Genomic DNA, 13,847 nt, shown 5'->3' on the forward strand with positions numbered 1-13,847 from the left:
GGGCATAATACAAAACATACTTGATATAATACACAAAATATGGTAAGATGAATTATGTAATAAATGTGAATTTACAGAGAGGGGATTACATAAATCGGGGTGAATTTTCTCTGTTTAATACATATTTATTGTAATTAAAGTCGGGTTAAAAATCAAGTAGGAATAAAAAAGAAAAGGAGAGGGAGAAATGAGAAAAATGAAGAAAATGATGTCACTGACAATGGCGGCGGTTATGACTCTGTCGTTAGCAGGGTGCGGCGGCGGAGGAACAGCACCGACGACGAAAGCGGCGGAACCGGCGGAGACCAAGGCGGAGACAACGGCCGAGGCCAAAGCGGAGGAGACGACTGCGGCACAGCCGGCGGGGGAAAAGACGACAATTACGTTTATCAACGGCTTTACCGGCGGCGACGGTCCGTTTATGACCAAGATTGTGGATGCGTTTAACGAGTCCCAGGATCAGTACTTTATCGAGCAGCTTCAGGATGCAGACCATTACACGAAGTTCAAATCGGATGATTTCGACATGCTGATTATTCATGCGGATTGGATTTCCACGTATCACGCGCTGGGCCTTTTAAGAGAAGTATCTGACATCTATGAGAAGGCGGGGCTGTCCTTTGAGAATGACTGGCATCCGATTACCCAGACGTATGCCAAGTACGACGACGGAATTTTTGCCTTCCCGTTAGACTTATACGCAGAGACCTTCTACTACAATAAAGAATACGTAAAAGAAATACCGAAGACGTACGACGATATGAAGGCACTGCGCGATCAGCTGGATTCTGAAAATTCAGGAATCTACCCGATGTCGATCCCGCTTACCGGCGACCATCAGTGGGCATGGATGACGGCTCTCGGCCAGTCCGGATGCAACTGGGTGGAAGGCGAGCATATCAAGATGGACACCGATGAGATCGCAGACGCATTTATGAAGATTCATGACCTGATCTATAAGGATCATATCAGTGCGGCAGGCTTAGGCGACAACGACCATTTCAACACCTTTATTAAAGAATCCAAGGACAACACCAATGTCAGCGCAGCTACAGCTCTGACGGGACCGTGGAATTATACGGCTGCCAAAGAAGTTCTGGGCGACAACCTGGGGATCGGCACACTTCCGCAGCTGTACGGTGACACGAAAGTGGTTCCGGCCGGCGGCCATACCTTCGGCGTATCTGCAAAGGTGACAGACGAGAAGAAGATCGATGGAATCGCAGCATTTATGAAATTCGCATACCAGCCGGAGATCATGTTAAACTGGGCAGATTCCGGTCAGGCTCCGATTCATTTAAAGACCATGGAACTGGTAAAACAGTCTCCAGAGAAGTATCCGGTTGCCAATGTAAACTATCAGATCTTTGATTACGCCATGATTCTTCCGGCCATCTACAATATCAGGGAACAGGTGAAATACGTCAATACAACTGTATGGTCCATGGTAATCCAGACCCCTGATTTAAAGAAAGAGGATTTGATGGAGGAGCTGAAGAACGCAACGGAGATTGCGACAGAATTATCTGAATTATAATCGTTAAACCATGAGGGGCTGCCGCTTTTTAAGAATATGAGTGCGGCAGCCCTTTCTGAGTCACTGTTCCCGCGGGGGAGCAGCAATATTTCTGACGCAAGCTGCAGGGCAGCAGACGGGAGGTTATCATGAAGAAAAGAAAAGGCACGGCAGTGCTGTTTATCATTCCCTTTCTACTGTTTTTTCTACTGTTCTGGCTGATCCCATTTGTATACGGTATCGCGATGAGCGTGACAAAATACAGTCTGATTCAGGGAAACAAAGGGTTCGTGGGATTCGCGAATTACATCAAGATTTTATTTTCCTCATCCATGTACCACAAATCATTTATACAGGGATTGAGCAATACGGTAATATTCGTCGTGCTCACCACTCCGTTTCTGGTGTTTGGAAGCCTGTTTCTGGCGCTTCTGCTGGACCGGCTGCCGGAACGGCTGAAGGGGATTTTCCGGACGATTTATTTTGCATCCTATTCCGTTTCCGTAACCGCTGTGGCGGCGGTGTTCGTATGGCTGATGAAGGGAAACGGCGGTTATTTTAACAACATGCTGCTCAGCATGGGAATCATTAAGTCACCGATTCCCTGGATGGAGCAGCAGCCATTTGTATGGGTGGCGCTGACGGTAGCCACGGTCTGGTGGACGATCGGCTACAATATGATGCTGTTTGTCAACGCACTCAATGAAATTGACACCAATCTGTACGAGGCCTCCGCCATGGATGGCGCAGGATTCTGGGTACAGCTCCGATACATCATTCTGCCAAATATCAAAAACGTGTTTTTCTTTGTCCTGATGACGACGATCATCGCTTCCTTCAACGTCTACGGCCAGCCAAGGCTGATGACGAAGGGCGGGCCGGGAGAGACTACGAAGCCCCTGATCATGATGATCACCTCTACGATCATGGACCGCAACGATCTGGGCGTGGGAAGTGCGATGACGATTCTCATGGGAGTGGTCATCATCCTCTGTTCTGTCGGACAGTATTACCTGACCAAAGAGAAAGATAATTTAAAATAGGAGGGCGGCAAGATGAAAAAGAAATATTTTAACCGGATTTTGCTGGTCATGTGTGCCTGCGTGATCGCATACGCGTTTCTGCTGCCGCTGCTCTTCATGCTTTTTACCAGCTTTAAGGGCCTGGCGGAGGCGATGACCTCTTCCACACTGCTGCCCCATACGTGGACGCTGCAGAATTACAGGGATTTGTTTGCCAGCACCTCCACGGCACCGATCTTTAAATGGCTGATGAATACGGCGGTGGTGACGGTCAGCGGTACGATATTGAGAATTACGACCAGCGTTCTCGCGGCTTACGCGCTGGCGCGTCTTCCGGTTCCCGGAAAGCGGTTCATCGTGGTGGGGCTGGTATGGGCGATGGCAATTCCGGAGATCGTGACATTTTTCCCATTGTTTTATATCTTCAAGCAGATTAATATGCTCAATTCGCTGCTGCCGCTGATCTTACCCTCCGGCTCCGGCGTTATGTGCATCTATCTGATCTATAACTTCCTGCTGGCATTCCCGAAGGAACTGGAGGAGGCAGGGCTGGTGGAAGGCGCCAATGTCTTCCAGGTGCTGTGGCACATCGTTCTTCCGTCGGTGAAGCCGGTGGTGATCACACAGGCCTTTATCACATTTCTCGGACTCTATAACAGCTACCTCTGGCCGTCGCTGGTGGTCAACAAGCAGGAGAACCGGACTGTGACACTGGGAATCGCCGCGCTGGTCCTGGGGGAAAATTATACGAACCCCGGCCTTATGATGGCATCGACCCTCGTATCGGTGGTGCCTGTCCTGATTATTTTCATGTTTGCCAATAAGTATGTCGTTAAAGGATTTACACAGTCGGGTATCAAATAAGCTTGGAGGATGAAGTATGAGAGATGAGTATCCGCGTCCTGATTTTGTGAGGAGTGAATGGGTAAATTTAAATGGGGCCTGGGATTTTTATCTGGGCGGAGAAAAGAGAACGATTGAGGTGCCATACGTATGCCAGTGCAGAAAGAGCGGGATCGGTGAGCGGATTCGTGAGGATGCCGTCGTGTATGAACGGACCTTTTTCGTGCCGGATACCTGGAAAGGGCGGTCGGTGCTGCTGAATTTTGGTGCGGTCGATTACTTCTGCCGGGTGTGGGTCAACGGGCAGTGCGTCGGGACCCATTCCGGAGGCCAGACGCCTTTCAGCTTTGATGTGACCCACTGCCTGAACTGGGGGGAAGAGTGCATCCGCGTGGAGGTGGAAGACTGGCTGAAGGATGAGCAGATCGCCAGGGGAAAACAGTACTGGGAGGATGAATCCAGCTTTATCTGGTATACGCCCAGCACTGGAATCTGGCAGACGGTATGGCTGGAGCCGGTGTCCGCGTCGCGGTTTTCCTGGATTCGCTTCACGCCGGACATCGATGAAGGTACGGTGAAGATTGACTACCGGCTGGAGCAGGGGACTGCGCTTCCGTGCGAGGCGATGATCACCATCTGCCGGGAGAAAAAGCCCGTATTTAAAGGTACCGTGTGGTGCCGCGAGCTGTGCAACACCATCACGGTGGATGTATTTCAGAAGAAGGCGCTAAACGGATCCTTTCATTTTGTGGGAGCTTACTGGTCGCCGGAAAATCCCAATCTCTATGAGGTCACCATGGCGCTTAAAAACGGCACGGAGATGACTGACCGGGTGGAAAGCTATTTCGGCATGCGGAAGGTCCGGATCGAAGGCGGAAGAATCTATCTAAACAACCAGCCCTACTATCAGAAGCTTCTCTTAGACCAGGGGTACTGGGAGGAGAGCCTGATCACGGCTCCGTCCGATGAGGATTACAAAAATGATATCCTGATGTCCAAGGCCATGGGCTTTAACGGGTGCAGGAAGCATGAAAAGGTGGAAGATCCCAGATTCTTATACTGGGCGGACCATCTGGGATTTCTGGTGTGGGAGGCGATGGCCAGCTTCTGGGTCTATACGCCGGAGGGAGCCTGCGCTTTTATGAGAGAGTGGATGGATGTGATCCGCAGGGATTACAATCATCCCAGCATCATTGTGTGGGGGATGCTGAATGAGAGCTGGGGCGTCCCCGGCATCTACGAGAATCAGGAGCAGCAGAGCTTTTCTAAATCCCTCTATTATATGGCCCGCAGCCTGGATTCCACCCGCCTGGTGATATCCAATGACGGCTGGGAGATGACGGACACGGATATCTGTGCAGTTCACTCCTACCAGCACGGAAGAGAGGACGACCAGAAACAGCAGGAATTATATAAAAATTGTTTAAAAGAGATCGACGAGCTGCCTAAGATTGTGGAAAAACGGTTGTTTGCAAAGGGCCATTCCTATCAGAAGCAGCCGGTGGTGCTGACTGAGTTCGGCGGAATCGCAGTCTCGGAGGACGAGAGCGGCTGGGGCTATACGGCGATCGGACGGTCGGAATTCTTAAAGGAATACAGCAGGATTCTTGACGCGGTCTACGATTCAGACTTGATCTGCGGATACTGTTATACGCAGCTGACCGATGTGGAACAGGAGACCAACGGCCTTCTGACAAGCACCCATCAGTATAAATTTGACCCGGAAAAAATTAAGGAAATCAATGACAGGAGGAACCGGTAATGAAAGTAGTTGCACACCGGGGATACAGCGGAAGGTATCCCGAGAATACGATGCTGGCATTTCAGAAGGCGGTGGAGGCCGGATGTGATGAGATTGAGCTGGATGTCCAGCTGACAAAGGATGATGTGGTGGTGGTCCTTCACGATGAGCGGATCGACCGGACCACGGACGGCGCCGGCTATGTCCGTGATTATACATACGAGGAATTAAAGCAGTTTAACGCGGCCAAATGCTGGGACGGAAAGTACGACAGGATGGCGATTCCCACGTTTGAGGAGTACTGCATCTGGGTGAAGGATGAGCCTGTGACCACTAATATCGAGTTTAAAACCAGCATTTACTATTATGAGGGGCTGGAAGAAAAGACGATAGACCTTTTAAGAAAGTATCATCTGGAAGAGAAGGTGATGTTCTCGTCCTTCAACCACGTGTCCCTGTTAAAAGCGAAGGAGCTGGAACCGGATATAGCGTGCGGAATACTGGTGGACGACGAACTGGGCAACGCGGGATATTACTGCAGCCAGTACGGCTTTGAGTGTTACCACCCCAACGGAGCGAAGCTGACCGGCGCCGTGGCGGAGAGCTGCGCCCGCCATGGGATCAAAATCAATGCCTGGACCATCAATGATATGGCTCTGCTGGAAAGGCTGGGCGACTTAAACTGCAGCGGGGCGATTACGAATTACCCGGGTATCTGCCGCGCCTGGCAGCAGGCAATGCAAAAATAGGGAAGATTACTTTACATACAGGGAAGGCGGAAATAAGTCGTTGAAGGAACAGAGAACTGCACTGCTTGAAAAAACAGAATTGCTTAATAAAACAGAATTGCTTAATAAAACAGAATTATTTGTCCTGGACATGGATGGTACCTTTTATCTGGGTGACCGGATTCTGGACGGAGCGCTGGACTTTTTAAAGACCGTGGAGGAAACGGGGCGCAGATACCTGTTTTTTACGAACAATTCTTCAAAATCACCGAAGGTCTATCTTGAAAAACTGAAGGGGATGAACTGCATAATCGGCCGGGAGCAGATTATGACCTCCGGAGATGTGATGATCCAGTACTTAAAGAGCTGCTATGCGGACTGCTCCGTGTATCTGGTCGGCACACCGGCTCTGGAGGAGAGCTTTCGGGAGGAGGGAATCCGTCTGACGCAGGAGATGCCGGACGTGGTGGTAATCGGTTTCGATCTGACCCTGACCTACGAAAAGCTGGAGCGGGCGTGTACCTATATCAGGAACGGAGCCGAATTCCTGGCAACCCATCTGGATATCAACTGCCCTACGGAAGAAGGCTTTATCCCGGACTGCGGCGCATTCTGCGCGGCCATCTCCCTGTCTACGGGAAAGCAGCCGAGATACGTCGGTAAGCCTTTCCCCGAGACCGTGGAAATGATCCTGAAGAAAACAGGAGTGGACAGGGATCGTATCGCCTTCGTGGGCGACCGCCTGTACACAGACGTGGCCACCGGTGTGAACAATGGCGCCGTGGGAATGCTGGTGCTGACCGGGGAAACGAAGAGGGAGGATCTGGAGGGGGCGGAGATCGTCCCGGATGGCGTGTATCTTTCTTTGAAGGAGATGGGGGAGCTGCTGAGGACTCATCGGGAAGTAGAGGCCGACAGGGATGTGAACTGTAACTGAGAGCAGTATCCTGCCTGGAAACTGAACTTGACATTTGAATTTACTTCTGTTACTATAAACATACCGGCGGTATGTATGTAAGAGGAGGGGAGATTATGGCGCGTAATAAGTATCCGGAGGAGACCGTTCAGAAGATCCTGGATGTGTCCCGCGCATTGTTCCGGGAGAAGGGATATGAGCATACGACGATCCAGGATATTGTAAGTGCACTGGGAATGTCGAAGGGAGCGGTCTACCACCACTTTAAGTCAAAGGAAGAGATTATGGACCGGCTGACCGATGTCTACTACGACGAGGCCGGGTGGTTTATGGATATTCGGCTGGACCCATCTTTAAATGGCCTGGAAAAGCTGAAGGAGATCTTTTATTATCTGTTTACGGATAATAAAAAATTTGAGCTGGATAAGCTGATGCCGTATACCAACAGGGATAACCCGAGGCTCCGTACCCTGATTCTGGATTCCACCATACATGATTCTGCGCCGTTTATCGCAGATCTGATTGAGGAGGGAATCCGGGATGGCTCCATTTCTGCCACACGGTCCAAGGAACTGTCTGAGATGATGATGATTCTGATGAATGTGTGGGTGGGCATGTACGCGGAAAACAGAGAGGATTTTCTTGTAAAGGTCGATTATTACCAGGAATTCTGTGAGAAGATGGGCATTCCGGTTATCGATGACCGCATAAAAGAAGCTTTCATCTGTTATTTTGATGAGGTAATAAAAGAACAGCCAGGGTGGGCGTAATCCCGCCCTTCTTTTTACAGTTATACATACCAACCGTCGGTATTAAAAATAAGGAGAATATAAAAATATGAATTCACGCCTGTTTCAACGAGACTTTACGATTATGATTCTGGGACAGATTATTTCGCTGTTCGGCAATGCGATTCTGCGTTTTTCACTTTCACTGTATGTTCTGGAGGTTACGGGATCGGCTGCGGTGTTTGGTACGATTCTGGCCGTATCCATGATTCCTACGGTGCTGCTGTCACCGTTCGGCGGTGTTTTGGCGGACCGTCTTCCGAAGCAGAAGATCATGACGATTCTGGATTTTGTAACGGCCGGACTGATCGTGTTTTATGATGCGGTTTATGGGAGTGCGGGGAATCTGGCTGCTGTCACGATCTTTATGATTCTGCTGACTCTGATCCAGGCATTTTACCAGCCGTCTGTTCAGGCCAGCATCCCGCTTCTGGCTTCCCAGGAGCAATTGATGGCGGCTAACGGGATAGTGATGCAGGTCCAGGCGCTTGCAGGCCTGCTGGGGCCGATCCTGGCCGGGATGCTGTACGGGATTGGGGGTGTGAAGCCTATACTCGCGGCCAGCGCGGTCTGTTTTTTCTTATCGGCGGTGATGGAACTGTTTCTGCGTATCCCTCACGAGAAGAGAGAGGCCGATGGATCACCGGTGCGTATGGCACTTCTCGATTTAAAGGGAGCCGTCACTTACTTAATCAGGGAAAATACCTGTCTTTTTAAGCTGCTCATCGTGGTTGCAGGAATCAATCTCTTCTTATCTGCCCTCTTTATCATAGGTCTGCCGTATCTGGTTAAAATATATTTAGGCATGTCGGCGCAGGCTTATGGATTTGCCGAGGCGGCCATGGGGATGGGCTCGATTCTCGGCGGGCTGGTATCCGGTCTGGCAGGGAAGAAGATTCCGTTTAAGCATTCCCACTATTTCCTGTTGGGGACGCCGTTGCTTTTGATACCGGTGATTCTGATTCTGCTGTTCCAGGCTCCTGGGAAGATGATTTATGCGGTTCTTCTTACTTCTGTTATGATCGGAATGGGCTTTGCTGCGTTATTTACCATTGCGGCGCAGACCTTTATTCAGAAGAGCACGCCGGTTCATATGCTGGGGAAAGTCGGCGCATTCGTATCCACCATCTGCGTCTGTGCGCTGCCCGTCGGCCAGGCGATGTATGGCGGACTCTTTGAGCTGTTTTCCGGCAGTCCATGGGTGGTGGTTTTGGTTGGAACCGTGATCAGCATGATGCTGGCGTATGCGGCCAAGAGGACATTACGGAACGCAGAGGCGTAAATACCGCTGTTTTATGTGAAATCTCTGTGAAAATGTAGAATTTATCCGGCCGTTTTGTTACAATAATAATCAGAAAATGGCTTACAGTTCAGGAGGTTATCATGGAACAGTTGAAGATATTAGTAGTAGATGACGAGGCCAGAATGAGAAAGCTGGTAAAGGATTTCTTGAGTGTTAAGGGATTTACGGTGCTCGAGGCTTCCAACGGTGAAGAGGCGGTGGATCTGTTTTTCGAGCAGAAGGATATTGCACTGATTATTCTGGATGTGATGATGCCGAAGATGGATGGCTGGGAGACATGCAGAACGATCAGAAAATATTCCCAGGTGCCGATCATTATGCTGACGGCCAGAAGCGAGGAGCGCGACGAGCTGCAGGGCTTCAACCTGGGTGTGGACGAATACATTTCCAAGCCGTTCAGCCCGAAGATACTGGTGGCGCGCGTGGAAGCGATCTTACGAAGAAGCAACGCCGTCTCTTCCGACTTAATCGAGATCGGAGGAATCCGCATTGATAAGGCGGCGCATCAGGTTACGATCGACGGTCAGAACATTGATTTGAGCTATAAGGAATTTGAGCTTCTGACGTATTTTGTAGAGAACCAGGGAATTGCCCTTTCGAGAGAGAAGATTCTTAATAATGTGTGGAATTACGATTACTTCGGAGATGCGAGGACGATCGATACCCATGTAAAGAAGCTCCGGAGCAAGATGGGAGAGAAAGGGGACTATATCAGGACCATCTGGGGAATGGGCTATAAATTCGAGGTGACTGAATGAGACATTCCATAAAAGCCCGCTTTGCCATGATTTTCGTAGGGCTGATGGCATTCGTGCTGATTGCTACCTGGTGTGTGAACAACTGGTTCCTGGAAAGCTTTTATACCATGGACAAGGTAGCCACACTGGAAAAGGCATACAACGGAATCGACCGGATCGTTACGGAAACCGAAAAAAAGGGCACCGATATATTCGAGTATTTTAAGAGCACCTATGATCCGAACCGTGAGAATGAAGGTCCGGTCCAGCAGATGTTCCGGGTCCTCGGTGAAAAATATAATATGAACATCGTGCTGATGGACAGCGCCACCGATCAGGTTCTGATCTCCAATACGGGGGAGCGTGACTACTTGTCCAGCCGGGTTCAGGGGTATATTTTTGGCAAGGACATGCCCAAGGTCAGTATTTTAAAGACCCACGACAATTATTTTATCCAGAAGACGTATGACAAGCGCTCCGATTCTTATTATCTGGAGAGCTGGGGGTATTTTTCAGATAATGCGACCATCTTTCTGATGTCTACGCCGCTGGCCAGTATCCGGGAGAGCGTGGATCTGGCCAACCGTTTCCTGGCATACGTGGGAATCGCGGCGCTGTTTGTGGGAAGTGTGTTTATCTACTTTACCACGAAAAAGATCACCTCCCCGATTCTCCAGCTTGCGAATCTGTCGGAGAAGATGTCCAATCTGGATTTCGATGCCAAATACACAGGCCAGGCGGAGGATGAGATTGGTGTGCTGGGGAACAGCATGAACCGTCTGTCCGATACGCTGAAGGAGACCATCGGTCAGCTGAGAACGGCCAACACGGAGCTGCAGCAGGACATCGAGGAAAAGATCAAGGTCGATGAGATGCGTAAGGATTTCATAGCCAACGTGTCCCATGAGCTGAAGACGCCGATCGCACTGATTCAGGGGTACGCGGAAGGCCTGACGGAAGGGATGGCAGAGGACCCGGAGAGCAGGGATTATTACTGTGAAGTCATCATGGATGAGGCCAATAAGATGAATAAGATGGTGCGCCAGCTCCTGACCCTGTCAGCGCTGGAGGCCGGCAACGACGCCCCGGTCATGGACCGGTTTGACTTAACTGACTTAGTCCGCGGAGTAATCACGTCCGCAGGTATTCTGATTCAGCAGAAGGAAGCGGAGGTGCACTTAGAGGACTGCGGTCCGGTCTACGTATGCGCGGATGAGTTTAAGATCGAAGAGGTAGTGACAAACTATTTGAATAATGCGCTGAATCATCTGGCCGGCGAGAAAAAGATCGTCATCACTGTAGAAGACAACGGGGAGGAAGCTCTCGTCACGGTATTTAACACAGGAAATAATATCCCGGATGAGGATATCCCTAATCTGTGGACGAAGTTCTATAAGGTGGATAAGTCTCATACGAGGGAATACGGCGGCAGCGGAATCGGGCTGTCGATCGTGAAGGCGATCATGGACTCACACAGAAAGGCCTGCGGAGTGAGAAATGTGGAAGGCGGAGTGGAGTTCTGGTTTACGCTGGATTGTTATAGGGAACAGGGATAGATCTGGTATAATGTATTGTAAGCCCTTGTGCATAGAGTGCCTGATATTCGCATCAGGCACTCTATGCACAAGGGCTTATGATACGTTATACCAGTGTCAGGCGGTGAGGAATGGCGGTACCGCCTGACATATAATATGAGTTATAAATACGTATAGTAGTTGTAAGGTAATCCGGGATATGATAAAATAAATTTGTATAATTGAATAGAAGTCAGAGGATAGCCTGATGATTCCCCTCAGAAGCTGGATATACCACGGACAGCGGCCGGCTGGCAATGCTGTTATGAAAATTCGGTTTGCTGCTTTCGCGAGAATTGGCGAAGGGGGAAATGTAATATGAATACACTTGAAGTGTTGACATTAGTGCTGGTGATATTTGCAGCACTGACTTACATAGAGATTCATCAGAATAGAAAATAGCTATCCTCTATTGCCCTAGAGGATAGCTATGTAACTAAAAATTACACTAGATATCTGAAGCGACATCATCAGACGAATCACAGTCTCTTTGATTACTTCTAAGTAAATTATACACTGGGGGCTTGTTTTTTTCAAGCCCCTTTTTTAAAACAAACGAGAATTCTCTGCTGGCATGCAAACAAGTCAGATATCTATAAAATTCAGCCGCATTATGCGAAATCACCGGGCGTGGATTGAAATAACAGCAGCAGCTGTCTTCCCACCTGCGCCCTTATTTGATTACATTGTAAAAAGGTTTTATACACAACTATTTATTGTAATACATTCCGAGATATGATAAAATAGATCTGTATAATTGAATAGAAGTCAGAGGATAGCCTGATGATGCCCTTCAGAAGCTGGTATGCCACGGACAGCGGCCGGATGACAATGCTGTTATGAAAATCCGGTTTGCTGCTTTCGCGAGAATTGGCGAAGGGGGAAATGTAATATGAATACACTTGAAGTGTTGACATTAGTGCTGGTGATATTTGCAGCACTGACTTACATAGAGATTCATCAGAATAGAAAATAGCTATCCTCTATTGCCCTAGAGGATAGCTATGTAACTAAAAATTACACTAGATATCTGAAGCGACATCATCAGACGAATCACAGTCTCTTTGATTACTTCTAAGTAAATTATACACTGGGGGCTTGTTTTTTTCAAGCCCCTTTTTAAATTTAGTCTTTCGGCAATGTTTCTGGTTGAAGCTTCCGAAACACAAGCTTCGCTGGCTGCGGCCGCTCAGCTGGGAGTGATCTTCCTGTCCTGAAGCGATCGTTCTGTCCGGGAGTGTTCTTCCTGTCCTGAAATGATCTTCCCGTCCTGACAAGATAAAGCAAGTGCTGTCATCTTGTCCGCAACGCGTAAAATTTTATTACGGGTTACTGCAGTCTTTCGCAAACAGCCGCTGCTGCCTCTCCACCCGTTCCTTCACCTGTTTCAGAAAGCTTTCCGGCCCCAGCACCTTTACCACTGGTCCGAAGGAGAGAATCTGTATCAACAGCTCCGTCTCCACATCTCTGCTGTAATAGATCCGGCAGAGGTACTTACCGGAGTCACCCAGCTTTTCCGTCCGTTTCTTGTAGCAGGCGAAATGAAGCATGGTCCGTTCCAGCGCATTGCGCTCATTGGATATTTCCAGGACCACAGGTTCCCGGCAGAGGGAGTGTTCTAAGCAGGCATCGATATCGGGCCGGAGCTCCAGGGATTTTCCAGTATCTTTAATCCGCATGATCCGCGACAGATTCAGGATAGTCAGACGGCTTAAGCTGTCATCCTTCCGAACCCGGACTGCCATGAGACGGAATTTGTCGTCCCTGGCAGAGTATTCGAGCCGGCAGGGAAGGTATCGGAATGTAGTTAAGTGGTTTTTTGCCGAAAAGTAATCGATGGCCAGGATCCGGTTCTCCCGGATCCCTTCCAGAATCGCTTGAAAATGCTCCCGGTATGAATCGAGTTCATACCCGTCTCCGTCGGAATACTGGTCAAAATAAGAAAAGTCCTCCGGATAAAACAACGGCTGGACATTTCTTAACGCAAGATCCAGCTTCCTGCACTCCTCATCAGTAAAGAACAGGCGAAATCTGGGATCAGCGGAGACGGCTTTCAGCCAGGAACGCTGGAGCCCGGTCAGCGGCAGCGGCTCCGGTGCCTTTACCCGGGAGTAAAAGAGCGGCTTGCCGGACGGCCCCTCCGGCGACTTGACGAGTAAACTCCATTCCCCGCTCACCAGCTTCGGGACGATGGCAAGGGCACTTTCCTCATAGCCGTATGTATCCGCAATACGGTTTAAGTCGCTTTCTGACAGTCCGTGTTCCGCGGCCTCGTCCAGAATCCGCCGGACGACCAGAAAGTAACAGTTATAGATTTCAGAAAACAGTTCAGATTCCATCCTTGTTCACCTCCGATTCCGACGATGACAAGCGAGGGGGATTTTCCGCCCATTCCGCTGAATGTAAGTGAGGGGGACTTTCCGCATACATCTTCGCCATGCGATCCATATCCCGGAAGAATTTCTTTTCAATCATGGAATTGGAGCAGGAAAAGGAGAGAATTCGTCCTGTAAATGTTTTGACCCACGGCATCATCTCGTTGCAGTCAAAACACTCCCGCGTGTAGCTCCAGATGCCGTGATCCAGCCGCGTTATGGTACCGCCGCGGCCCTCCCGTTCCAGACGGCCGATAATGTGAGCCCCCCGCTCTTCATCCAGAGACAGCGTAAAAGAAATCGA

At 49.6% G+C, this 13,847-nt stretch carries 11 protein-coding genes and 1 pseudogene; 10 read left to right on the plus strand and 2 right to left on the minus strand.

The annotated features are described in order from the left end of the window. The first annotated feature begins 187 nt into the window (after positions 1–187). The 10 genes from ACLTD4_RS21905 (at position 188) to ACLTD4_RS21950 (ending at position 11,150) form a co-directional block, all read left to right on the plus strand. Complete coding sequence (locus ACLTD4_RS21905) at positions 188–1,537, plus strand: ABC transporter substrate-binding protein (protein ID WP_117624209.1); 1,350 nt, start codon at positions 188–190, stop codon at positions 1,535–1,537. Positions 1,538–1,665: 128 nt separating this feature from the next. Further along, positions 1,666–2,559, plus strand: a complete 894-nt coding sequence (locus ACLTD4_RS21910) for a carbohydrate ABC transporter permease (RefSeq protein WP_055656898.1) — start codon at positions 1,666–1,668, stop codon at positions 2,557–2,559. Between the two features lie 12 nt (positions 2,560–2,571). Further along, positions 2,572–3,402, plus strand: a complete 831-nt coding sequence (locus ACLTD4_RS21915; protein WP_025531175.1) for a carbohydrate ABC transporter permease — start codon at positions 2,572–2,574, stop codon at positions 3,400–3,402. 16 nt (positions 3,403–3,418) lie between these two features. Next, a complete protein-coding gene (locus ACLTD4_RS21920; protein ID WP_117624208.1) occupies positions 3,419–5,143 on the plus strand; it encodes a glycoside hydrolase family 2 protein in 1,725 nt (574 codons plus the stop codon). Continuing rightward, positions 5,143–5,871, plus strand: coding sequence for a glycerophosphodiester phosphodiesterase (locus ACLTD4_RS21925; protein WP_117624207.1), 729 nt, complete (start codon positions 5,143–5,145; stop codon positions 5,869–5,871). The genes ACLTD4_RS21920 and ACLTD4_RS21925 overlap by 1 nt, the downstream gene beginning before the upstream one ends. A 40-nt stretch (positions 5,872–5,911) precedes the next feature. Then, positions 5,912–6,787: an HAD-IIA family hydrolase gene (locus tag ACLTD4_RS21930; protein ID WP_181988734.1), complete on the plus strand. Its 876-nt coding sequence runs from the start codon at positions 5,912–5,914 to the stop codon at positions 6,785–6,787. A 95-nt stretch (positions 6,788–6,882) separates the two neighbouring features. After that, positions 6,883–7,536 (plus strand): TetR/AcrR family transcriptional regulator, encoded by a 654-nt coding sequence (locus ACLTD4_RS21935; RefSeq protein ID WP_117624206.1) that lies wholly within the window; start codon positions 6,883–6,885, stop codon positions 7,534–7,536. A 67-nt stretch (positions 7,537–7,603) separates the two neighbouring features. Beyond that, positions 7,604–8,836, plus strand: coding sequence for an MFS transporter (locus tag ACLTD4_RS21940; RefSeq protein WP_117624205.1), 1,233 nt, complete (start codon positions 7,604–7,606; stop codon positions 8,834–8,836). A gap of 101 nt (positions 8,837–8,937) precedes the next feature. Further along, positions 8,938–9,615 (plus strand): response regulator transcription factor, encoded by a 678-nt coding sequence (locus ACLTD4_RS21945; RefSeq protein ID WP_002602206.1) that lies wholly within the window; start codon positions 8,938–8,940, stop codon positions 9,613–9,615. Then, positions 9,612–11,150 carry a sensor histidine kinase gene (locus ACLTD4_RS21950; protein WP_055656904.1) on the plus strand — a complete coding sequence of 513 codons (1,539 nt, stop codon included), beginning with the start codon at positions 9,612–9,614 and terminating at the stop codon, positions 11,148–11,150. The genes ACLTD4_RS21945 and ACLTD4_RS21950 overlap by 4 nt, the downstream gene beginning before the upstream one ends. Before the next feature lie 1,340 nt (positions 11,151–12,490). On the opposite strand, the gene ACLTD4_RS21955 is transcribed toward ACLTD4_RS21950, so the two are convergent. Both ACLTD4_RS21955 and ACLTD4_RS21960 read right to left on the minus strand, forming a co-directional pair. Further along, positions 12,491–13,507, minus strand: coding sequence for a WYL domain-containing protein (locus ACLTD4_RS21955; RefSeq protein WP_117624204.1), 1,017 nt, complete (start codon positions 13,505–13,507; stop codon positions 12,491–12,493). After that, positions 13,497–13,847 (minus strand): annotated as a pseudogene (locus tag ACLTD4_RS21960) (WYL domain-containing protein); the annotation flags it as partial. The pseudogene ACLTD4_RS21960 and the gene ACLTD4_RS21955, both read right to left, overlap by 11 nt.

It is taken from the genome of Hungatella sp., assembly GCF_046966825.1.

Excerpts from the sequence above, each read along its gene's own strand:
- ACLTD4_RS21920 (WP_117624208.1), top strand. The coding sequence starts at position 3,419 with ATGAGAGATGAGTATCCGCGTCCTGATTTTGTGAGGAGTGAATGGGTA.
- ACLTD4_RS21935 (WP_117624206.1), top strand. The coding sequence starts at position 6,883 with ATGGCGCGTAATAAGTATCCGGAGGAGACCGTTCAGAAGATCCTGGAT.
- ACLTD4_RS21940 (WP_117624205.1), top strand. The coding sequence starts at position 7,604 with ATGAATTCACGCCTGTTTCAACGAGACTTTACGATTATGATTCTGGGA.
- ACLTD4_RS21945 (WP_002602206.1), top strand. The coding sequence starts at position 8,938 with ATGGAACAGTTGAAGATATTAGTAGTAGATGACGAGGCCAGAATGAGA.
- ACLTD4_RS21955 (WP_117624204.1), bottom strand. The coding sequence starts at position 13,507 with ATGGAATCTGAACTGTTTTCTGAAATCTATAACTGTTACTTTCTGGTC.
- ACLTD4_RS21905 (WP_117624209.1), top strand. The coding sequence starts at position 188 with ATGAGAAAAATGAAGAAAATGATGTCACTGACAATGGCGGCGGTTATG.
- ACLTD4_RS21910 (WP_055656898.1), top strand. The coding sequence starts at position 1,666 with ATGAAGAAAAGAAAAGGCACGGCAGTGCTGTTTATCATTCCCTTTCTA.
- ACLTD4_RS21950 (WP_055656904.1), top strand. The coding sequence starts at position 9,612 with ATGAGACATTCCATAAAAGCCCGCTTTGCCATGATTTTCGTAGGGCTG.
- ACLTD4_RS21925 (WP_117624207.1), top strand. The coding sequence starts at position 5,143 with ATGAAAGTAGTTGCACACCGGGGATACAGCGGAAGGTATCCCGAGAAT.
- ACLTD4_RS21915 (WP_025531175.1), top strand. The coding sequence starts at position 2,572 with ATGAAAAAGAAATATTTTAACCGGATTTTGCTGGTCATGTGTGCCTGC.